Here is a 23,015-nt window from a genome sequence, read left to right as displayed (position 1 = left end):
AACAAACAATAACCGAACTATTATATAATGAATCAAATTATAACTGTAAGTTTTATCCTATTTTGCATATGGTACATTGGACAAGTTTATATTTCAGTTAATAAGGGGTACATACTAACTTAGTACGGCAGAACAAAAACTATAAGTGGGAGGAATTTAAGATGACGACGAATTCAATCGCAGGACAAAAATGGTGGAAAATCGGGGCAGCAACTTTTCTTTCAGTAGGATTACTAGCCGCTTGTGGTGACGATCCAGATGATAATGATCTGAATGATCCAGTAGAAGAAGATGTAGATTTAAATGTGGATGTTGAAAATGAGGACGATGGAGTAGAAGATACAAACGTAGATAAAGAAGATGTAGAAGATACGGATGAAGAGGTAATGGATAAAAATCGCGAATAACTTAAATTATATTCACAAGCAAGAAAGGATAATATCTTTCTTGTGGATAAGCACTACGCATACACATTAATTTTACCATTATAAGTTAGACTTATAGAAAAAAGTTAATAAATGTAACAACCAATGCATTTTATGCACAAGAAGATTAATTTAGAATCTAATATGTAGCTTGTTTCTATAAAAATGTTTCGACAAAATTCGAGTTATTTACTTTTGTGGATAAAGTTATTCACAAAATATCAACCGCTATGTAACCACTTAGGTAAACTTATTAACAATTGCTAACAGGTTATCCACCTTTGCCTGTGGACAATAGAACGGTTGTTCTTAACTATAATTTTTGTTAAATTTAGATTATAGAAAAAACTATTCTTTTTTATTTTTCTTAATAGATTTTAGTGAGATTAAAATAATTAGGAGGTGTTATTAGAATGAGTAAAATGTCAGATGAATTATTATTAGAGTCTTATAAACGGGCAAAAGAGCTGAAACTCTCTATTGATTTTATATCTCTCTTGGAAAATGAAATTTGCCGACGCTCATTAATCGTCTATTCATAATTTCCAAGTAGTTTTAACCAATCTATTGAGAAAAATTATATCTTTTCTACAAGACACCTACTAAACCGTTGAATTTAAGGGGTGTCTTTTTTTATGCCTTTTTTTAGCATAGCATCCATTACAACTCAATTATCTTCAAATATATTTCGACATTATTCATACTTTGTGTAATTGTGGATAAAGTTATACACATAGAAAAATCAATAATATAGTTAATTATCATGCACATTAATAAAGTTAATAACAAGTTGTCCACAAACATGTGTATAACTTCTGCTTTTCCTATAGCCACGCTGACTCAGTAACAGAACAAAGGCGCTAAAGTGTCTGTCTCTGGCCCGATTTAGCAAATGGCAACGATATAAATGTAATGTCGTACATAATAGGGATACTGCGTGGTAGTGCGTCGACTAGTGACCGCTAGGATTTTCACTGCAGTCGTACCCTTTCCACCGGGTAAGCGATGAGCCTTCACCGCCGCTTAGGCGGACGTAGGGGTGGCTCATTTGCTCACGAGGAACAAAGGCTAAGAGCGCCACATCGTGTGGCAACGCCTTCGTGACCAACATCCTGTTAGCCTCGGTAGGAGTCGACGCCTGCAGCGAAAATCCACATAAATGGCTTACTTATCCGCGTTGACTCGTAAAAAACAAAATTTTATACAGTTTTTTCGAATGTTTAAATCCAGTAAATGGTTTAGAGCAACTAATTGGTCATTGAAAGCAACCAGTTCTAGTCGGAAAGCAATCAAATCAAATCCGAGAGTAACCAAATTGTTAGTGAAAGCAACCAGTTCTATTCGGAAAGCAATCAAATCAAATCCGAGAGCAACCAAAATGCCGATGAAAGCAACCAATTCTTAAAATAACAAGTTTACTTGGAGTGAGACGACAAACTGAGATGCATACTTATCAGGGCGGATCCGCTAACAAACAAAATATTGGCCAGTTTTTCTATTGCGTGCATCCAGTAAATGGCTTAGGGAAACCAATTAGNTCATTGAAAGCAACTAGTTCTAGTCTGAAAGCAATCAAATCAGCACGAGAGCAACCAAATTGCCAGTGAAAGCAACCAATTCTCAAGATAGAAAGTTTACTTGTAGTGAGACGATGATGTTTTTTCCAGCATACATCACTGCAACTCTATTACTTATATGCTTAACCACCGATAAGTTATGCACAATAAACAGATAGGTAAGTCTTAAACGAGGTGGATAACGCATCGCATGACGTTGTTATAAGCCAACCATCATAAGTAATTTTTCCTCTCTTATTGGCGCTTTTCCTTAGTTTCAGATGCGGCAAAAGTACAAGAATTCTTGGACGCTTATCAAGCAAGTAAATAAAAATACAAAAAAGCTCGAAGAAGTGTTAATACTTCTCGAGCTTTTTAATATATATTAGCCAGCAGTTACTGCAACATGGGAAGAAAGAATGCAATTGCTCCAAGTACAATGGAAATCCAAGCTAGGAATTTTTGAGGGAATGTTAAACCGAATAAGCCTAATACTACTGCAGCTCCACCAAACCATAATGGATAATAGAAGAACCCTACAATTGCCAGCACAATTCCTATCCAGCCAATCCAACTACCTAAAGAAGCTTTCATCACAAACACCTCCTTTTCGCTATTGGAAAGAACAATAAAATGCTAAAAAACGACACCATTGTTCTTTTTACTAGTATATGAAGGGAGGGTCTATAAATCATAAACAATTTGGAGGATATCGAAGAATAATAGAGTATAAATTAAAGAGAAGGGCACGCCTAAAATAGCATTAGAGTACGTCAAACTATTCATCAAAAGTAGAACTTTTCTCCAAGTCGAATAGCAATATCTAACTAAAAGAAAACCCTTTGTAGGTCGAAAGGACTGTTGACTGCATATTGAATTTACAGCATATGCCTAAGCGAGACAAAACCGCAGCCAACACGACAAAACATCTGCCAAAGCGACAAAAAAAGGTACAAGCAGTCACTTGTACCTTTCTTCTCTATTACTTCCCGCCTAAAAGGTTGAATAGTCCACCTGTGATACTTCCTTCATCTCTTGAGCCACCGCCTGGAGTTTGAGGAGCAGCTGCAAACACGCGGCTAGCTAAACGGCTAAATGGCAACGATTGAATCCATACAGTACCTGGTCCGCGTAGTGTTGCGAAGAATAAGCCTTCTCCACCGAACAGTGCCGTTTTTACTCCTTTTACCATCTCGATATTGTAATCCACATCAGAAGTCATCGCAACCAAACACCCTGTATCTACTCGTAAAACTTCTCCTACCTGTAAGCTTTTTCGGTGAATGGTACCACCAGCGTGAACGAAAGCTAAACCGTCACCTTCTAACTTTTGCATGATGAATCCTTCTCCACCAAAAAATCCAGCCCCTAGCTTACGTTGAAATTCGATCCCAACGGAAACTCCTTTAGCTGCTGCTAAAAAGGCATCTTTTTGGCAAATAATTTTGCCGCGATATTTGCTCAAATCCATCGGAATAATCTTTCCAGGATACGGAGAAGCAAAATAAACATGTCTTTTCCCACTACCAGTGTTTGTAAATGTAGTCATGAATAAACTTTCGCCCGTAAGCATACGTTTACCTGCACCCATTAATTTTCCCATTAGTCCGCTACTATTGGAAGAACTTGAACCATCGCCAAAAATAGTTTCCATGGAAATGCCATCTTCCATCATCATTAAACTACCTGCTTCAGCAACTACAGTTTCTTGTGGGTCTAATTCGATTTCTACAAATTGCATGTCGTCACCATATAATTTGTAGTCAATTTCGTGATTATTCATGTTTTATTTCCTCCTTGGTTGAATTAATAATGTATACGAAAAGCAAAAGAAAAAGTTTCGCAATATTAAAGGGATTCAATAGAGATTATAGAATGTATTAATAATGTAAGCATTTTCAATGAATAAGAAAAGAGGTAAACAGATGAAGTTAACTAATTTTATTGATGGAAAATGGCAAGAGGCTGGACAAGAAAAATATACAGCAGTTTTGAATCCAGCGAACGGGGAACGATTAGCGGAAGTTAGAATGTCTACAAAAGAAGAAGTGGATTTAGCGGTTGTGGCTGCAGTGAAAGCGCAAAAGAAATGGGCGCTTGTACCAGCTCCAAAACGAGCAGATTATTTATATGAAATTGGTAGACTAATGAAAGAAAAGAAGGAACATTTAGCGCAAGTTTTAACGAAAGAAATGGGAAAAGTGATAGAAGAAGGACGAGGAGAAGTACAAGAAGGAATAGATATGGCTTTTTATATGGCAGGAGAAGGGCGTCGGCTATTTGGAGAAACGACTCCATCTGAGCTTGCGGATAAATTTGCGATGAGCGTCCGAGCACCTATCGGAGTAGTTGGGCTTATTACACCTTGGAATTTTCCAGTAGCAATTGCAACGTGGAAATCATTCCCTGCAATTGTAGCGGGTAATGCATTCATTTGGAAACCTGCAACGGAAACACCCATGATGGCTTATGAAATGGCGAAAATTTTCGAGGAAGTCGGATTACCACCAGGAGTTGCAAACGTTGTGTTTGGTTCTGGCTCAGAAGTCGGTACTGCAATGATAGAGCACCCAGATGTGAAAGTTATTTCGTTTACAGGTTCTACAGAAACAGGAAGTAAAGTAGCAGAGCTCGGAGGTCGTCATTTAAAGAAAGTATCACTTGAAATGGGTGGAAAAAATGCAGTTATCGTAATGGATGATGCAGACCTTCATCTTGCAGTAGAGGGTATTTTATGGAGTGCATTCGGAACAGCGGGTCAACGTTGTACGGCATGTAGTCGAGTGATTGTGCATAAAGATGTAAAGAGTGATTTAGAAAACATGCTGCTTGCACAAATGGAAAATTTAACAATCGGGGATGGCTTAGATGAAGCCGTTAAAATCGGTCCTGTCATTAATAAACAAGCACTTGAGAAAATTCATTCCTATACAAAAATAGGACAAGAAGAAGGAGCAAAACTACTCGTTGGTGGGCATATACTAAAAGAAGGAGATTTAGCAAAAGGGAATTACTATGCGCCTACATTATTCACGGATGTAGCTCCGAATATGCGAATTGCACAAGAAGAAATTTTCGGTCCGGTTGTTTCGCTCATTGAAGTTAGCTCGTTAGAAGAGGCGATTGAAGTGAATAATGGGGTGAAATTCGGGTTATCTAGTTCTATTTTTTCTCAAGATGTAAACAAGATATTCAGAGCTCAGCGTGATCTAGACACAGGAATTGTGTACGTCAATGCAGGAACGACGGGTGCTGAAATTCACTTGCCATTTGGAGGGACGAAAGGGACGGGTAATGGACATAGAGATTCTGGAGTTGCAGCACTCGATGTATATACAGAGTGGAAGAGTATTTACATCGACTATAGTGGGAAATTGCAACGAGCACAAATAGACACGTAAATAATAGGGGGTTCTCAACATGAAGGTTGCTGTATTAGGTGCAGGTTTAATGGGGAAAGAAGCAGCACGTGATTTAGTAAAAAGTCCTAATGTGGAAAAAGTATTATTATGTGATTTAGATGTGGGACAAGCAAATATGTTCCGAGAAAGACTCCAAAATGCCAAAATTGAAGTGTGCAGATTAGATGCAAATGAGGACGATAGCATACGACAAATTATGAAAAGGGTCGATGTTGTCATCAATGCGCTTTTTTATACATTCAATGAAAAAATTGCAGAGCTTGCAGTAGAGGTTGGTGTGCATTCCATCGATTTAGGTGGACATATAGGTGGAGCAACAAATGCAGTGCTTGCACTTCATAAAAAGGCTGAAGAGAAAGGTATCACATTGATCCCTGATTTAGGGGTAGCACCTGGAATGATTAATATTCTTACTGGTTACGGAGCAAGTAAATTGGATGAAGTATCAGGAATTCATTTGTACGTTGGTGGAATTCCAGAGAAACCTGAAGGAATTTTTGAGTACAATGTCGTCTTTTCTTTAGAGGGCGTATTTGATCATTATACAGATCCCTCTCATGTGATTCGGAATGGAAAGCTGCAAGAAGTAGAATCACTCTCGGAAATTGAACCTATTTTCTTTAAAAAGTATGGTGAGCTGGAGGCATTCCATACTGCAGGTGGCACATCTACGTTGGCGAAATCTTTTCCAAACGTAGATACGTTGGAATATAAAACGATTCGATACAAAGGGCATGCAGATAAATTTAAACTGCTAGTAGACTTAGGGCTGACTAACAAAAACACAGTAGTCAATTTGAATGGAAATATAATAAAGGCACGGGACGTATTAAGAGAAGTATTGATGCCGCAATTATCATTAGGTAATAAAGAGGATGTTGTTTTACTCAGAGCCATCATAACAGGTATAGAAAATGAGGAAAATGTTACGTACACATATGAATTAGCAACGAAAAAAGATCGAATATCTGGGACCACCGCAATGGCAAGGGCGACAGCTAACACGGTTTCCGCGGTTGCACAAATGATTGGAAATAATGTTATTACAAAACGAGGCGTCTATCCTCCAGAACTCATCGTACCGGGAGAATTATATATAAGAGAAATGGCTGCCCGTGATGTAAATATTGTGGAAACGATATTAAGAGGTGAACGCGTATGAATTTTGAATTTTCCCAGGAACAACAATTACTTCGTAAAACAGTAAGACAATTTGTAGATCAAGAAATTATTCCACATATAGCAAAATGGGAAGAACAAGGTGCATTTGATCAAAGTGTATGGAAACGCTTGGCGGATCTTGGATTGATGGGGGTATGCGTTCCTGAAAAATACGGTGGGAGCGGCATGGATTATAATTCACTTGCAATTGTATGTGAAGAGCTAGAGCGCGGGGACACTGCTTTTCGGACAGCTGTTTCGGTGCATACCGGGTTAAATTCGATGACGCTTATGCAATGGGGAACGGAACAACAAAAAGAGCAGTATTTAACGCCTCAAGCAAAAGGGGAGAAAATAGCGGCTTTTGGATTAACGGAACCAGGAGCAGGTTCTGATGTTGCAGCAATGTCAACGGTCGCAGTACGTGACGGAGATGACTATGTTATTAATGGCCAAAAAACATGGATTTCCCTTTGTGATATCGCAGACCATTTTATCGTATTCGCTTATACGGACAAATCGAAAAAACATCATGGAATAAGTGCATTTATCGTAGAGCGTACGATGGCTGGCTTCTCTTCGAAAGCAATTAAAGGAAAATACGGTATTAAATCTGGTAATACAGGAGAGTTGTTTTTTGACCAAATGCGTGTGCCGAAAGAGAACCTTCTAGGAAAAGAAGGGGAAGGCTTTAAAATCGCCATGTCCGCCCTTGATAATGGCAGATTCACCGTCGCAGCCGGAGCAGTCGGACTCTCCCTAGCGTGCTTAGAGACAAGTGTGAAGTATTGCCATGAGCGAGAAACCTTCGGAAAAGAAATAGGCAAGCATCAGCTTGTACAACAAATGATTGCGAAGATGGAAGCTGGCCTTCAAATGAGTCGTTTACTTGTGTACCGAGTTGGAGAATTGAAAAACAAAGGGGTACGAAACACAAGGGAAACGTCTCTTGCGAAATGGCAAGCATGTGACTTTGCCAATAAAGCAGCGGACGATGCAGTGCAAATTCACGGCGCATATGGTTATTCAGATGAATACCCAGTGGCAAGATTTTTACGGAATTCAAAAGCTCCTGTTATATACGAAGGAACAAGAGAAATCCACACAATAATGCAAGCGGAATACGTGCTTGGGTATAGGGAAGATAAAGTGCTTTCCCATATGCTACCTAAATGGCCGTTTGAGGAATAGGAAAAAGGGTTTTCTTGAGCATATCAAGAAAACCCTTTTTAGCAATTGCTAATGCCGGAAGTGCCCAAAACGGTTGAATCATATTCGTCCAAGCGTCACCCCATGCAATAGCCATCGCCGTTTTAGCGTAACTCAAATCTAAAGCGGAAGCAGCATCTAACATAATTGGAGCTTGAACAGCCCATTGTCCACCGCCTGATGGGATAAAGAAGTTTACAATTCCAGCAGCATAAAACGTGAATAAATAGAAAGTATGCTCGTTAGAGATGTTGATGAATGCTTCGGATACCACTCCTGCTAGACCGGAAGCGACCATCATCCCCATAATACCTGCGTAAAACGGGAATTGAATAACAATATCACCAACTGTTTTTGCTGCATTTTTAACGGCAACAAGGAAACGTTTAGGTGTTCCATGACAAATAATACCAAGTGTAATAAATATGAGATTAACGATATTTAAGTTTAAGTCAAAACCTTTTGTGATGAAATGTTGGACAAGATACACAACTCCAAGTAAACCGATTAAAAAAGTTAAAATATAACTACCTTCTAATCGAGAAGCTGGTGTTTTCTTTTCTTTTTCTTCTTGTACAACTTCCGTATCTTCCTCTATTAAGGAAGGATCAATGGAGAAAGTATCTTCTTTTCTAGGCATCATCCATCTATTTAATAGAGGGACCGAAATGAATAGTGCGATAACTATAACTAAGTTATATGTAGAAAATAATGTTTCGGTAGTTGGGATAACACCCATTTTTTCCGCGAAAGGATGCCCTTCTGTTGCGATGGAAAGTGGAACAGAACCTGCTAAACCGCCATGCCACACGATGAATCCAGAATAAGCACTTGCGATAAGTAATCGGTAATCGACATTTTTCACTTTACGTGCTATCTCTTTTGCAAACAAAGCACCAATGACTAAACCGAAGCCCCAGTTAATCCAACATCCGATTAAAGAAACGACAGTTACAAGAATAATAGCAGAACCAGGTGATTTTGCCGTACTAGCCATCGCGCTAAGTAATTTTTTGAATATAGGACTACTAGCTAAAACATGTCCTGCCAAAAGAACGACAACCATTTGCATAGTGAAAGAAAGTAAACCCCAAAAACCGTCTCCCCAATAAGTTGCCATTTCAATCGGTGTCGAATCTGTTAACGTTACTCCAAGTAAAAAAACTAATAATGTTAGTATTGCTACGAAAATATATGGATCCGGTAAATACCTTTCCATTAAAGCATTTGAAAAACGTGTTAGTGTTTTCACAACAAATCCCCTTTGTTTATTCATATATCCCCTTCACACTATATGATAGCTGAATGGTAGAAAATACACTATTAAATTTACAATAATTTAATAAATCAAAAAATAATTGTTGGAGTGAAACCAATTGGAGAAATTTGAGTCTAATGGATTAACAATGAATATAAGAAAGGAAGATTAAAATGAAAAAGTGGTTTATATCTAGTATTGCTTTCTTAGTAATAGTTGGAATGGTAAGTACATTTTATTTATCTAAAACAGAGATAAGTGCCCAGCGTAACGTATTAACCAATCAACCATTAAAAGAAAGTAGTGAAATTCAAACTGTTCAATCCAAAGAACAATTAAAAGCCTATTTTGAAAAGGTAAAAGAGTTACAAAAGAAACAATATGGAGAGATAATGGTAACTGAAGAAACTGCTACGATGGAAGCTAAAGATACCGCTAATAGCCAAGGGGGCGATTACTCTACAACGAACAACCAAGTAGAAGGTGTCGATGAAGCAGATACAGTAAAAACAAATGGTACACATATATTTTCCGTAATTGAAAATAATGTGGTTATCTTAAACGTAAAGAATCCAAAGCAGATGAAAGAAGAAACGAAAATCTCTTTTAAAAATGATTTTTATCCAACACAGTTATTACTTTCAGATCAAACATTAATGGTGATCGGTCAGAAAAACGTCTTTCGTACGCTAGAGACGGAAAGTACACAAAAGATGGATAGTCTCATGATGCCGATGGATTCCATGACAACTGTATATTTTTATGATATTTCAAACCCTGCAAAACCAAGACTAACGAGAGAAATTGCGACAGAAGGATATATGAATGGTGCACGGCTAACGAGCAACACTTTGTATTATGTAACTACAGTTTATCCGAAGTTTTGGATGATGGATGAAAACGTAGATGCTGAGTTACGCCCGTTTACTTTTGACTCCAAATCCGATAAGGAAGCAAAACCGATGAGCTACGATAGCCTCGCAATCCTACCAAGCTCGATGGAAGGCAATTACAGTATTATTTCGGCTATCGATGTATCCAATCCCGCAGAAAATGAAATGAAAACGAAGGGATATCTTGGCGGTAGTGAGCAATTGTACATGTCAAAAGATAACCTATACTTAACTTCTACTATTTATGAGTCTAACAATTCCAATGCGAAAAAAATGATTTGGAATCCAGGGGAAATGGACACGGAAGTATTTAAGTTTGCATTAAACGAAACATCTGTCAAATTCGTAGAGTCGAGTCGTTTAACAGGAACGATATTAAATCAGTTTTCGATGGATGAGCATAATGGTTATTTCCGTGCTGTAACGACAAAAGGGAATAGCTGGGATGAAAATAAAGTATCCGAAAATAATTTATTTATACTCGATGATAAGATGAAAACAGTAGGCTCGATAACAGGTTTAGCAAAAGACGAGCGAATTTATTCTGCAAGATTTATGGGAGATAAAGCATATATGGTAACGTTTAAAGAAACCGATCCATTATTCGTTATTGACGTGGCAAAACCTACCGCACCAAAAGTATTAGGAGAACTAAAGATTCCAGGCTTTAGTAATTACTTGCACCCGTTAGACGAAGATCATTTAATCGGTTTTGGCTATGAAACAATTGTAGATACGCAGTCAGGTGGTAAGCAACCACTTATAATGACAGGAGGCATGAAGGTTTCCCTTTTCGATGTTAGTGATTTTACGAAACCGAAAGAATTGGATACAGAAATAATTGGAGATCAAGGAACATACTCTCCGGTTCAATATGATCACCATGCGTTATTTGAGCACCAAGAAAAAGGATTGTATGGATTCCCTATATCTATTTATGGAAAAGGGAAAGAATATGCAGAGTTTAAGCAAGATGGGGCATTGATCTATGAAATTACACCTGAAAATGGAATTGTTCTAAAAGGGGACTTATTAAACCCAGAAAATCCTGCGCAAGCATACGAAGATTGGGAAAGCAGCATTCAGCGAATGATTTATGTGGAGGATTCTTTATACACAATTGCGATGAAAGAAATCAAAAGCTACAATTTAAACTCGTTTGACCAATTGAGTAAACTGACCTATAAATAAAATGGTATAAATTAATAGGATTTAGTGCTGCGGGCGTTAAAGTTACGCCGCTGCGCTAAATCCTAAATTTTATGCGTTCTTTTTTGCAAGGTTATTCCAGTATATGGATTAGAGCAACAGACTCGCCCTCGAAAGCAATCAATTCTATCCCGAGAGCAACTAAATTACTCTTGAAAGCAACCAACCAATTGCCGAGAGCAATCAATTCTCAAAGTAAAAGGTTTACTTGATGTGAGACGCCGCTGAATATTAAACAATATTCAGCGGCGTAAAATATAGTTAATACGATGGTGTAATTAGTTAGGCTTCGTCAATTGCTGTAACCTTTCAACTCGGATACAGTGACAAACGAATATCCTTCCTCTTGCAAGTACGCAAGAACAGCGTCTAGTCCTTCTGCCGTAGACATATGTATATCATGCATTAAAACAGTGGAACCTTCCTTTACATGCTTTTTCACATGTGTAAGTAAATGATTAGCGTCACGATATTTCCAATCGAGCGTATCCACATCCCATAAAACGACCGGAAGGGAAGTTTGAGAACGAACCGTATTATTGACAGCCCCGTATGGTGGACGGAATACGGTTGGTTTGCTACCCGCTGCTTGTTCGATTGCATCGCTCGTATTATTTATCTCTAAAGCAATTTTTTCAGAAGAAGCTTTTGTTAAGTCTACGTGATTCCAAGTATGATTGCCTAACTCATGTCCTGCTTCCTTCATTTCGTTTACAATTTCAGGATAGAAAGAAACACGACTTCCAAGCATAAAAAACGTGGCTTTTGCATTATACTTCTTTAGTGTATCAAGTATCAGTTTAGTTGACTCTGGATTTGGTCCATCATCAAATGTAAGTGCAACTACTTTTTTGGATGGATTTACTCCTGTATCTTCGTACTGTTTATCCTCTGAATGTTTTTCATTTTCTTTTACAGTTATAGAAGGTGGTGGTTGAATAGCGACCTCTGGAAGTTTAAAACTGTCAGTAAAAATATTGTTCATATCCTCTAGTGGAATAGAAACAATTGGAGATCCTGCCGCACCAGCTGTAATTTCATATTCATTATAGTAAAATTCGATAGAATCTTTCTTTAGGGCAAAGTTCGAATAATTATCCCAGCTAGGCGCTGTTTTTTCGATAAATTTATCTTGAAGTAAGTAGGAATTCAATTGTTCATCGGATATTATAGAATCCTTTACTTTTGTAGCAAGTTTTACAAGTGCTTTTTCATTGTTTGCGAGCAAGTCATTAATAGTGAGCATGTGACCAGACTGATTATGTAGACGGAAAACTTTTGTTTCTGATAATCCGTTTGCTCCACCTGTATTCATGTACGAATGAATAACAAATGAATAATATCCTGTTGTATGCTGTAAAACTTCAAATGAAATATTCAGTTCGCCATGGCGATGCATATTCGATTCATTTAAATAATCCGTTTCGTTTAAATATAATGCTTTTAAATCCTTTGTATAAGACTTTACAATGTCGTTGAATTCTGGAACATTACTTTGTGGAAATTGAATTGCATACGGAGTTTTTTCGTCGTTAGATGTTTCCGTAATAATACGAATTCCTGGATAAACGGAATCACTTTCGTTAATTTGTTCTTTAGAAACAGTTGGAAGGTTAGCTGATACTACTTCTTTTTTTGCAAGATTGGGAAGCAACAGAAGAAAAACCATTAAACTACTTAATGCAAGAATGGTAATGATAAATGTAATATCAATCCAACGTCCTCTTTTTTGGGATCTTGGATGCGCCGGCATGGTAATGATTCTCCTTTTCTAGTACTTATTTATTATATTAGATTAGACGGATGAATAGGTAATAAAGTTTTAGTTTTCATTGTATTTATTTTAAACGTTCGATAAGATTATCGTAGCCGAATTTTACTATACAAAGGAAGGTGTTCCGATTGACGCAAGACACTGAATTAGCCGTAGAATGCTGTTTACTTGCGGGTCGTTTAATGATGGAAAGTGGGGCGGAGACGTACCGAGCCGAGGATACAATGGATCGGATGGCGATTTCACAGCAACTAACTCAATCACAAAGTTTTGTAACACCTACTGGCATCATATTTGCAGGAAGTAATAGCCTTCCAACTAGGCTAGTAAGGATTAGCAATAGGTCGACCAATTTAGAAAGGATAGCGCTCATAAATAGCGTTTCAAGAAAGCTCGTTAACAAGGATATTACCTTGCCAGAAGCGTATTCGGAGCTAGTTAATATAGAAAAAGAACATAAAACGCTCCCATTGTGGATACAAATAGTAGCTGCATCCGTTGCATCTGCTTCATTTCTTTTGTTATATGGCGGAACATTCAAGGATGTTCCGACGGCATTGATAGCTGGGGGTGTTGGGTTTTCTATTTCAACGCTGTTAGAAATGAAAACGAGGGTAAAGTTTTTTGCAGAGTTTTTGGCAGCATTATTTATTTGTTTGATCGCGATTTTTTCGGTTGCATGGGGATTAGGAAATGAAGTCGACAGAATAATTATCGGTTCTGTCATGCCACTTGTTCCGGGATTACTCATAACCAATGCCGTACGTGATTTGATGGCTGGCCATTTTGTTTCCGGAGTATCAAAAGGAGCAGAAGCGTTTCTTACGGCTTTTGCCATTGGTGCTGGGGTTGCATTAGGTTTGTCATTTTGAGGAGGGTTAGCTATGTCATATTTTTTACAGGGGATATTAAGTTTTGCAGCAGCAGCTGGATTTGGGATTATATTTAACGCGCCGAAAAAATCACTTTTTTATTGTGGCATTGTTGGTATGACGGGCTGGCTTGTATATGCTTATGTAGACGATTTAAGTCAAGACCCTGCAAAATCCTCATTCGCCGGTGCATTTACAGTCGCGTTTGTTGCGCATTTGATGGCCAAAAAGTTTAAAATGCCGATGATTATTTTCAGTGTAGCGGGCATTATTCCGCTAGTTCCTGGTGGATCAGCCTATAATGCGATGCGAAATGTAATAGAGAAGGATTATAGCGTGGCAGTGGAATATGGATCAGTTGCCCTTATCATTTCAGGCTCCATTGCGATGGGCTTAGTTTTTGCAGAGATTATTACGCAATTATCGGTGAAAGTAATAGGGAGACTAAAAGTAAAACCGTGAGCAACATATGCTCACGGTTTTTTATTGCCTAGGAAGCTACAAAAGTTAAAACATGTGTATAACTTTTTTTAGTAATACAAGGTATGGCATTTTTTATATTGTACGTAGTATAGAGATACTGCGAAGTAAAGTATCCGCTGTGATTTTCGCTGCAGTCGTACGCTTTCCGCCGGGTGAGCGATGAGCCATCCCCGCCGCTTAGGCGTCGTAGGGATGTCTCATTTGCTCACTCATCCGGCTGCAGTCGCCTCCTGCAGCGAAAATTAACGGAAATGGCTTACTTATCAGCTTCGGCTCGTAAAAAAACAAAATTTTATACAGTTTTTTCTAATGTGTAAATCCAGTAAATGGCGAAGAGCAACTAATTGGTCATTTAAAGCAACCAAATCTTAAAATAACAAGTTTACTTGGAGTGAGACGACGATGAATACGAGGTGTCATACCTATAAATGGTTGTATGAAATGAACTTTATCCTAAGTAAATACTCTACTTATTTGGAGAAAGCATTTTCTAATTAGCTTTAATAAATATTGCGTAGTGAATCTGATCAATTTAAAGCTCTGNTCATACCTATAAATGGTTGTATGAAATGAACTTTATCCTAAGTAAATACTCTACTTATTTGGAGAAAGCATTTTCTAATTAGCTTTAATAAATATTGCGTAGTGAATCTGATCAATTTAAAGCTCTGATAACAGTAGACGCAAAATTAGCAAGCAATTCCCATGGATTTTCGCTGCTGGGAGGCGACTCCAGTGGGATAAGTGAGCATAATGAGACTTCTCAGGGCGTCCGCCTAAGCGGCGGTGAAGGCTCATCGCTTACCCGGTGGATACTCCATTCAACTCACTACGTCGCAGTATCCCTAAACAACGCCATACCTAATCTTGTTGCATGAAAGCTAGCTATTTCTAATCTCCAATAATTTCTTGCAAAACCCCTCATCTTTCTAGTTGACTTCTCTCCAAACAAGGAGTAAATTTACTAAACACTATAGAACTGTTCACAAATGAACAATCCTAAAAAGAACGGAGTGATAACAATGAATTGCAACATTCCCCCTGATAGTAGATCTACAAAATTCTTGCATACTTTTTGGCGTGTAAATAGAAATATGATGCGGTTTATACATAAAACTGCACTAGAAAATGAGTTATCTATTCCACAATATTCTATCCTAATGACCATTGCGCCACGTAAAGAAATGACGCAAAAACAATTAGGTGAAGTATTACAAATTCCAAAAAGTACGTTAAGCACGGCAGTCGATGGACTTGTACAAACCGAATGGCTCCATAGACAGCCCGTTCCGGACAATCGACGTAAAATGCAATTAATACTCAGTGAAAAAGGAATCAACTTGTTTGAAAAAATAAGTCAACAAAAAGGAAGCATTCATCGTACAATCGAATCCATTATGGACACACTTACTGAAAAACAATTCGAGGAATTTCAAGCCACACTGCTTCATATCGCTGATTTTTTAGAAAACGAAACTAATTCAGAGGAGAACAACCAAAATGATTAAACTCATGAAAAACTTAACTATGTATAAGTGGATTATTCTCTCCGTGTTAGGGTTAGTTTTTATACAATCAATGGCTGACCTTTATTTACCAACGCTAATGGCAGATATTATCGATAAAGGTGTAGTAGTTGGCGATACAGCTTATATTTGGAAAATTGGAGGATTAATGCTTCTAGTTGCTGCACTTGGAGCTGTCGCATCCATTACAGCAAGCTTCTACTCCTCCAAAGCTGCAATGGGTTTTGGTAGGGATATTCGCCGTAAAGTGTTCAAGCATGTAGAGCAATTTTCCCTTCAAGATTTCGATGAGTTTGGTACAGCATCGCTTATTACAAGAACGACTAATGATATAACGCAAGTGCAACAAGTGGTCATCATGATGCTACGTATGGTCGTTAGCGCTCCTATCATGTTAGTTGGTGGGATTATTATGGCCGTATCTAAAGATGCTAAATTATCACTTGTCATTGTACTTACAACGCCTGTGTTAGTTGGGGCCGTATTATTAATCATGTATAAAGGTGTACCACTTTTCAAAACGGTTCAAACGAAATTAGACCAGTTAAACCTTGTATTACGTGAAAATTTAACCGGGATTCGTGTTATCCGTGCTTTCAATCGGGAAAAACAAGAGAAAGTTCGACTTCAAAAAGCAAACAAAGAATTGACTGATGTCTCTATTCAAGTAAACAAAGTGATGGCAATTTTAATGCCCGTTATGATGTTGGTCATGAACATCACCGTAGTACTAATCATTTGGTTTGGTGGAATTCGTATTAATGGAGGGTCTATGCAGATCGGTGATTTAATGGCATTTATCCAATATGTTATGCAAATTATGTTTGCACTTGTGATGGCTTCTATGATGTTCATTATGGTACCTCGTGCGGCAGTATCTGCAAACCGTATTAATGAGGTTCTGAATACAAAACCAACATCTTTAAACGAAGGAACGAAATTAGCAAACAAAGAACGAGGAACACTTGAATTTGATGATGTTTCTTTTAGCTACCCAGGAGCAGAAGAATCCGCATTATCTAATATTACATTTCAAGCAAAGTCCGGGGAAATTACAGCAATTATTGGAGGCACCGGTGCTGGTAAGTCTACGCTTGTGAATTTGATTCCACGTTTTTATGATGTGACAAATGGAACGATTCGTGTAAATGGCGTCGATATTCGTGAATCTTCCCAAGAGGAGGTTCGTTCGAAAATCGGATTCGTTCCACAAAAAGCACTACTCTTTTCTGGAACGATTAAAGAAAATATCCGTTTTGGTAAACAAGATGCAACCGAAGCTGAAATTGAACATGCTGCACGCATTGCTCAAGCCGAAGACTTTATTATTAAAATGGAAGAAGGCTATGGTTCTGTTATTTCGCAAGGCGGTTCGAATGTTTCTGGAGGACAAAAACAACGACTTTCGATTGCAAGAGCGCTCGTTCGGAAACCTGATCTTTACATTTTCGATGACAGTTTTTCAGCACTTGATTTCAAAACAGATGCAAACTTACGAGAAGCACTAAAAAGTGAGACAAAAAATGCAACGGTTGTCATTGTTGCACAACGAGTGAGTACGGTAGCAGATGCAGATCAAATTATCGTATTAGATAAAGGAGAAATTGCAGGAATAGGTACACATAAAGAACTTTTAGAAAATAATAACGTATATCGAGAAATCGTTGAATCACAGCTCTCGGAGGAGGAAATCGCATGAGTAAGCAAAAAAAATCGCATTCTCAAGGCGGACATCCAATAGGACCTGGCGGAGGAAACATGATGATGATGGGTGGACAGAAAGCAAAGAATTTTAAAGGTACTTTACGACGGTTACTAGCTTACTTAAAACCTCGAAGCACTCAATTAATTGCCGTGTTTATCGCTGCTATTTTAAGTACCGTATTCGCAATTGTTGGCCCTAAAATTATGGGGAATGCAATTACAAAACTATTCGAAGGTGCATACGCAAAAATGACCGGGGATCCAGGAGCAGCAATCGATTTTAATGCAATTGGGAAACTACTCCTTCTATTAGCAGCTTTGTATGTGATTAGTAGCTTGTTTACGTATATCCAACAATATATTATGTCGAGTGTCGCACAAAAAACGGTTTATGATTTAAGGGAAGAAGTAAATGGCAAACTAGAAAAGCTTCCTCTTAAGTATTATGATGGTCGACCAAACGGGGAAACGTTAAGCCGTGTTACGAACGATCTAGATACAATCGGAAATACACTTCAGCAAAGCTTAACGCAGTTTATTACTTCGGTGGTAACCATCGTAGGTATTATCATCATGATGTTAACGATTAGCCCATTATTAACGTTAATTTCCATTGTAAGTTTACCGGTATCAATGTTCGTCATTCAACCAATTTTAAAAAGATCACAAAAGCATTTTGCCGATCAACAACGAACACTTGGTCAATTGAATGGGCATATCGAAGAAATGTATACTGGGCACCAAGTAGTTAAAGTGTTCGGCCACGAGAAAAAAGCGGTTGCTGAGTTCGATGCAGTGAATGAACAATTATATGATGCTGGTCGCAGAGCACAATTTATATCTGGTATTATTATGCCGATGATGTCCTTTATCGGTAATTTAAGCTATGTTGCCATTAGCGTTGTCGGAGGAATATTAGTTACCCAACGCGCCATTTCTATCGGTGATATTCAGGCCTTTATTACGTATACACGTCAGTTCACACAACCAGTCATGCAAACAGCAAATATCGCCAACATCATCCAATCGACAATTGCAGCAGCGGAACGGGTTTTTGAAATACTGGACGAAGAAGAGGAAGAAAAAGAAGTAACAACAGAAAGTTTATCTAAAGCAAAAGGCGCCGTTACATTTGAACAAGTGGACTTTGGTTACGGAGATGAACTATTAATCGAAAATATGAATATCGATGTATTACCAGGTCAGACGGTAGCAATTGTTGGACCAACTGGGGCTGGTAAAACAACGTTGATTAATTTATTGATGCGATTTTATGAATTAAACAATGGGAAAATCACTATTGATGGACACGATACTAGAAAAATGTCCCGAACGGATCTTCGTACAACATTTGGGATGGTCCTTCAAGATACTTGGCTCTTTAATGGAACGATTAAAGACAATATTGCATTCGGAAAAGATGGTGCAACAGATGAAGAAATCTTCGCAGCCGCAACAACGGCACGTGCTGACCATTTTATCCGTACTTTACCAGATGGTTACGAAACGATTTTAAATGAAGAAGCATCGAATATTTCGCAAGGGCAAAAGCAATTATTAACAATCGCTCGCGCTGTTCTTGCAAATCCACCTATAATGATTTTAGATGAAGCGACATCAAGTGTAGATACACGAACTGAACTACTTATCCAACAAGCGATGAATCGCTTAATGGAAGGAAGAACGAGCTTTGTTATCGCACACCGACTTTCTACTATTAGAGATGCCGATTTGATATTGGTGATGAGCGAAGGTAAAGTAATTGAACAAGGTTCACATGTGGAGCTCATCGAGGAAAATGGCTTTTATGCAGATTTATATAACAGCCAATTTTCGACTAAAAAAGCGATTTAAGCAAATGAAAGAGAGACAGCCAAGCTTTGCTTACTGTTTCTCTTTTTTTCTATCGTTATTTGGATCTGTAATAATCTATCCTCCTGATTTATATACTATCTATATAGATTGCTAAATTAGGTTTGGAGGGATAGTTTTGAAAAAAGTAGATTTCAAAAAAGCTTTTGATATTGGATATTTAGAGATGATATTTGCAGCAAATAATAATGAAACTTTCATCCGTATAAAAAACAACTATTCCGTTCCATCTTCCACGATAACTTCCACGATTGTCCACATTAATGGAAAACTATTTGAAGAAAATAGATATTGGCTCTTCTTCACTGAGCTTGTAGAAATAAATACGGACGTTCGCGAAGATGTACAAATTGAATTGGATAGTTTCAATGTAGATCCAGAAGACTTCGACGAAGAAGCCTTCATTCAACACTTGATAGACGAAATAACGGACAAATTAGAAGAAAATGAAGTCCATACAGTACTCAATGAAATGGAAGTACTTTGACCGTTCTACAGCAATTCGGCCGCTATTAGTCTATATGAATTACAACGATCTTCCGTAGAATAGGTTATCGTATTCAACATCATTTCATCTGCTTTATAGCTAGTTTGCAATTCAATTAGCGCAGCCTTCACTTCTGTTGGACTACCAATAATTAATTTCTTTTTCATATTTTCTAATGTTTCTTTTTCCAAATCATCTAATAGATATTCCCGTGCCTCTTCAATAGAAGGAACCCCGCTCTTTCCCTCCCCTTTCGCCCTTTGTAACGCCCAAACTAGCGTACTTGTCGCTAGCTCATTCGCTTTTTCAGTCGTTTCTGCACAAATAACCGAAACCGTTACAATCACTTCGGGTTTTTGCCCCTTTTTTCTAGGTTTAAAAGCATCCAAATACTCCTGAACGATAGCCACTCCATCTTCCTCACTCATAAATTGACCGAATGTGTAGGCAAGTCCATTTTCTGCAGCAAGCAGAGCACTCTTTTTACCTGTCCCAAGAAGCCATGGTACTGGTGATACTGCCGGAACTGGTGAAGCAGAAATTTTCGAAAATTCATGGTCACTAGGAAAATCTCCATTTAGAAAATGAAGAAACTCTTTCAACAAACTAGGCATTTTATACACATTTTGTAAGAAATTATCCGACAAAGCATTCGTAGCTTCCGCAGAACCACCTGGTGCCCGACCTAAACCAACATCCACACGATCAGGAAATAAAGTAGCTAATGTGTTATAAACTTCTGCTATTTTGAATGGCTTATAATGTGGCAACAAAACAGCCCCTGAGCCAATACGTATTGTATTTGTATTCGCTCCAATGTACGCTAGCATCACTTCGGGAGCAGAACTTGCGAGTCCCGTTAAATCATGGTGTTCCGTAATCCAGTAGCGAGTATAACCTAACGATTCTCCTAATTTTGCTAACTCCATCGATTCATGTAATGCATCTTTTGCCGCTTGATTGGATGAAATTGGGGATTGATCCAAAATACTTAAATTCATCTCCTCGTGTCTCCTTCTTTAGTTTTGTACTTCCAGTAAGCTCAGCTTATACTCTCCAACTTGCCCTTTTTCATATAAATTTGTAATCGAAGTGGAATATTGATGAATGCTTCCTCTAAAAGACAGATGTTGCGCCGGTACTTTCACATCGAACGTACCTTTATAAAGTAAAACGGCTATATCGTGATAATCCTCACTTGTAACATTAAAAACAACAGAAATTTGATACAAATCATTTACTTTTTTTGAATCATAACGATTTACTTTAATGAATGTATCATCTAGTATAATTTCATTTATCATTATATCTTCTAATTTTTTGTCCATTCCAAATACCTCCGAATTTAATACTTTTTTTAAGTGTACCATCTACGAAAGCATTTTCATTATTAATTACTTCCATCAAAAAGCGGCCTAAATATTTTATAAAAATCAGGGAAGAATACAATCGTATTGAAAGGTGGTCTTTACACCATGGATAATGAAAAAACAAAGCTATGGACAAACCAATATATAGTGATTGTATTATTAGCTTTAGTCATGTTTGCTTCTTTTTATATGATTACCGCTGGATTCCCTATTTTTGTATCAACTATTAGTGATAACCCAGCAATTGCAGGAATCATGACGACGACCTTAATGACCGCATCGCTAATTACACGGTTCTTTGCAAGTGTAATTATTCAAAAAGTAAATATGAAATTGCTCCTCATTATTTCACTCGTATATTTTATGGGTACAATCGGTCTTACGTTTGTTAACGACTCCATCGGATTTTTAATATTCATTAGAGCACTACAAGGGATTGGATTTTGTATGCTTACAAATTTAGTCTTTACGATATCAAGTAGTATCGTTCCTAAATCACGGTTAGGTGAGGGCATCGTGTTTTTCGCAATGTCTACGAGCGTTGGAACGACAATTGGTCCATTAATTGCTATTTCTTATCTTGCAAATTATTCATTCCAGTCTATGATGATTCTAACTCTAAGTCTTATGTTTTTTTCATTTGTGTGTAGCCTCTTTACCAAATATACAATTAAAGAAGAAACGGAAAATACACAGCCGCCAATTAAAGAGCCTTTTTATAAGTACATGTTCGATAAGCGTGTCCTTCTTCCGAGTATTTTAGTAGCGCTAAATTATATGGCAATTGCAGGAACTGTCAATTTTATGGGTCATTTGGGAAATAGATAAATGTTGGTAGTAGTATTTCACAGTTTTTCATCGCACAAGGGATTGCCATGGTACTGGTTCGTGCTTTCTCCGGTAAAATTTTTGATCGATTCGGCCATAGAATCCTTATTATTCCCGCCTCAATCTCAGGGGCAGTAGGTTTGATCTTCTTAGGATTCTCTACAAGTATGTGGATGGTTCTCGTTTCAGGGGCATTATTCGGAATCGCTTTTGCCATACTCCAGCCCATTATCCAGGCATGGGCATTAACCCTTATTCCACCCGAGAAAAAAGCAACTGCCAATTCGATGCTTCTTATTTTTTTGGATTTTGGTATGGCTATTGGATCAGTTGGACTTGGATTCGTAGCAAAAAGTTTCGGCTACGGCATGACTTTTAGTTATTCTGCTGCTTTTATGATTGCTATTTTGTTGTTATATCTAATTGGGAGCAAGAAAATAGGAACATTGGAAACTAACAAGGGAAAATCATCTTGAACGATATACTATAACAAACTGGGACTGTACCAAAGTCAACAATGACTTTTGAGACAGCCCCATAATAGGAGTTATACATTTCTTCATTAATGTATTCTATTTAATTTTTCCTTATCTTGGTTTAACTGCTCCTGAAGCATGTGAATTGGTTCCAAATCTCCTCTGCTTTCTAGAGCCATCGTGACAGAACGATTCGCACGTTCAATCATATTTTGTGCGTTTTGAATAGACTGCTCCGAGGGATTCGTAAGCGCTTGCCCTACAGCTAGCGAGACATTATCTACAGAATTATGCAATCGGGCAATTACATTATCTTCCTTCCAACTCATCTGTGTGTGATCTTCCAATATGAATTCCTCCTTCACTTTTCTTAGAAACCAATACGTCTTTACTATGGCAAAACTACATCATTTTATTCGTTTTGAAATAAAAACCTTCAATAATTTTGTGGGTATTGGGAACACTAAATCTTGAAAGATTATTACCAAAG

General features: G+C 37.8%; 21 protein-coding genes. 14 read left to right on the top strand and 7 right to left on the bottom strand.

Translation table 11 applies throughout. The features are described 5' to 3' along the window. Positions 1-161: 161 nt before the first annotated feature. Positions 162-407: a hypothetical protein gene (locus tag FG383_RS11910; protein ID WP_142607611.1), complete on the top strand. Its 246-nt coding sequence runs from the start codon at positions 162-164 to the stop codon at positions 405-407. Between the two features lie 431 nt (positions 408-838). Further along, positions 839-967: a sporulation histidine kinase inhibitor Sda gene (locus tag FG383_RS11905; RefSeq protein ID WP_142607610.1), complete on the top strand. Its 129-nt coding sequence runs from the start codon at positions 839-841 to the stop codon at positions 965-967. A gap of 1,410 nt (positions 968-2,377) precedes the next feature. Here FG383_RS11905 and FG383_RS11895 read toward each other — a convergent pair. Together FG383_RS11895 and FG383_RS11890 are read right to left on the bottom strand one after the other, a co-directional pair. Beyond that, positions 2,378-2,575, bottom strand: coding sequence for a C4-dicarboxylate ABC transporter (locus FG383_RS11895; protein WP_142607609.1), 198 nt, complete (start codon positions 2,573-2,575; stop codon positions 2,378-2,380). Positions 2,576-2,963: 388 nt separating this feature from the next. Next, positions 2,964-3,764 (bottom strand): TIGR00266 family protein, encoded by an 801-nt coding sequence (locus FG383_RS11890; RefSeq protein WP_142607608.1) that lies wholly within the window; start codon positions 3,762-3,764, stop codon positions 2,964-2,966. Positions 3,765-3,906: 142 nt separating this feature from the next. Between FG383_RS11890 and FG383_RS11885 the strand changes: the two genes are divergently transcribed. From FG383_RS11885 to FG383_RS11875, 3 genes are read left to right on the top strand one after another with little or no spacing between them, the layout of a single operon-like run. Next, positions 3,907-5,382: an aldehyde dehydrogenase family protein gene (locus tag FG383_RS11885; protein ID WP_142607607.1), complete on the top strand. Its 1,476-nt coding sequence runs from the start codon at positions 3,907-3,909 to the stop codon at positions 5,380-5,382. A gap of 19 nt (positions 5,383-5,401) precedes the next feature. Further along, entirely contained in the window at positions 5,402-6,565 is a 1,164-nt protein-coding gene (locus tag FG383_RS11880; protein WP_142607606.1) for a saccharopine dehydrogenase family protein, read from the top strand. Further along, positions 6,562-7,755 (top strand): acyl-CoA dehydrogenase family protein, encoded by a 1,194-nt coding sequence (locus FG383_RS11875; RefSeq protein WP_142607605.1) that lies wholly within the window; start codon positions 6,562-6,564, stop codon positions 7,753-7,755. Before FG383_RS11880 ends, FG383_RS11875 begins: the two co-directional genes overlap by 4 nt. Here FG383_RS11875 and FG383_RS11870 read toward each other — a convergent pair. After that, positions 7,733-9,025 (bottom strand): short-chain fatty acid transporter, encoded by a 1,293-nt coding sequence (locus FG383_RS11870; protein ID WP_142607604.1) that lies wholly within the window; start codon positions 9,023-9,025, stop codon positions 7,733-7,735. The two genes, FG383_RS11875 and FG383_RS11870, sit on opposite strands and share 23 nt — an antisense overlap. 179 nt (positions 9,026-9,204) lie before the next feature. On the opposite strand from FG383_RS11870, the gene FG383_RS11865 reads away from it, so the two are divergent. Next, the gene (locus FG383_RS11865; protein ID WP_142607603.1) at positions 9,205-11,115 is read left to right on the top strand and encodes a beta-propeller domain-containing protein; all 1,911 of its coding nucleotides are present in this window, start codon (positions 9,205-9,207) and stop codon (positions 11,113-11,115) included. A gap of 310 nt (positions 11,116-11,425) precedes the next feature. Here FG383_RS11865 and FG383_RS11860 read toward each other — a convergent pair whose 3' ends face one another. After that, positions 11,426-12,886 (bottom strand): polysaccharide deacetylase family protein, encoded by a 1,461-nt coding sequence (locus FG383_RS11860; RefSeq protein WP_142607602.1) that lies wholly within the window; start codon positions 12,884-12,886, stop codon positions 11,426-11,428. Positions 12,887-13,035: 149 nt separating this feature from the next. On the opposite strand from FG383_RS11860, the gene FG383_RS11855 reads away from it, so the two are divergent. The 6 genes from FG383_RS11855 to FG383_RS11830 all read left to right on the top strand — a co-directional run bounded on the left by FG383_RS11855 (position 13,036) and on the right by FG383_RS11830 (position 19,851). After that, the gene (locus FG383_RS11855) at positions 13,036-13,779 is read left to right on the top strand and encodes a threonine/serine exporter family protein (protein WP_281285309.1); all 744 of its coding nucleotides are present in this window, start codon (positions 13,036-13,038) and stop codon (positions 13,777-13,779) included. A gap of 12 nt (positions 13,780-13,791) precedes the next feature. Further along, positions 13,792-14,241, top strand: coding sequence for a threonine/serine exporter family protein (locus tag FG383_RS11850; RefSeq protein ID WP_142607601.1), 450 nt, complete (start codon positions 13,792-13,794; stop codon positions 14,239-14,241). A gap of 1,043 nt (positions 14,242-15,284) precedes the next feature. Then, a complete protein-coding gene (locus FG383_RS11845; RefSeq protein ID WP_142607600.1) occupies positions 15,285-15,770 on the top strand; it encodes a MarR family winged helix-turn-helix transcriptional regulator in 486 nt (161 codons plus the stop codon). Further along, the gene (locus FG383_RS11840) at positions 15,763-17,487 is read left to right on the top strand and encodes an ABC transporter ATP-binding protein (protein WP_142607599.1); all 1,725 of its coding nucleotides are present in this window, start codon (positions 15,763-15,765) and stop codon (positions 17,485-17,487) included. The genes FG383_RS11845 and FG383_RS11840 overlap by 8 nt, the downstream gene beginning before the upstream one ends. Then, positions 17,484-19,346, top strand: coding sequence for an ABC transporter ATP-binding protein (locus FG383_RS11835; RefSeq protein WP_142607598.1), 1,863 nt, complete (start codon positions 17,484-17,486; stop codon positions 19,344-19,346). The genes FG383_RS11840 and FG383_RS11835 overlap by 4 nt, the downstream gene beginning before the upstream one ends. 136 nt (positions 19,347-19,482) lie before the next feature. Next, positions 19,483-19,851, top strand: a complete 369-nt coding sequence (locus FG383_RS11830; RefSeq protein WP_142607597.1) for a hypothetical protein — start codon at positions 19,483-19,485, stop codon at positions 19,849-19,851. A 5-nt stretch (positions 19,852-19,856) separates the two neighbouring features. Here the strand turns inward: FG383_RS11830 and FG383_RS11825 are convergent, their stop codons facing one another. After that, complete coding sequence (locus tag FG383_RS11825; protein WP_142607596.1) at positions 19,857-20,852, bottom strand: LLM class flavin-dependent oxidoreductase; 996 nt, start codon at positions 20,850-20,852, stop codon at positions 19,857-19,859. 18 nt (positions 20,853-20,870) lie between these two features. Further along, a complete protein-coding gene (locus tag FG383_RS11820; RefSeq protein WP_142607626.1) occupies positions 20,871-21,155 on the bottom strand; it encodes a DUF3219 family protein in 285 nt (94 codons plus the stop codon). Between the two features lie 171 nt (positions 21,156-21,326). On the opposite strand from FG383_RS11820, the gene FG383_RS21335 reads away from it, so the two are divergent. Beyond that, on the top strand, positions 21,327-22,049 hold the full coding sequence (locus FG383_RS21335; RefSeq protein WP_246096981.1) for an MFS transporter: 723 nt from the start codon (positions 21,327-21,329) through the stop codon (positions 22,047-22,049). A gap of 47 nt (positions 22,050-22,096) precedes the next feature. Then, the gene (locus FG383_RS21330) at positions 22,097-22,525 is read left to right on the top strand and encodes an MFS transporter (RefSeq protein WP_246096980.1); all 429 of its coding nucleotides are present in this window, start codon (positions 22,097-22,099) and stop codon (positions 22,523-22,525) included. 86 nt (positions 22,526-22,611) lie between these two features. Here the strand turns inward: FG383_RS21330 and FG383_RS11810 are convergent, their stop codons facing one another. After that, positions 22,612-22,872: a hypothetical protein gene (locus FG383_RS11810; RefSeq protein WP_142607595.1), complete on the bottom strand. Its 261-nt coding sequence runs from the start codon at positions 22,870-22,872 to the stop codon at positions 22,612-22,614. Between the last annotated feature and the right edge of the window lie 143 nt (positions 22,873-23,015).

The sequence above is a fragment of the Psychrobacillus soli genome (assembly GCF_006861775.1).
Taxonomy (GTDB): Bacteria; Bacillota; Bacilli; order Bacillales_A; family Planococcaceae; genus Psychrobacillus; species Psychrobacillus soli.
This window is presented reverse-complemented; position numbering and strand designations above follow the sequence as displayed.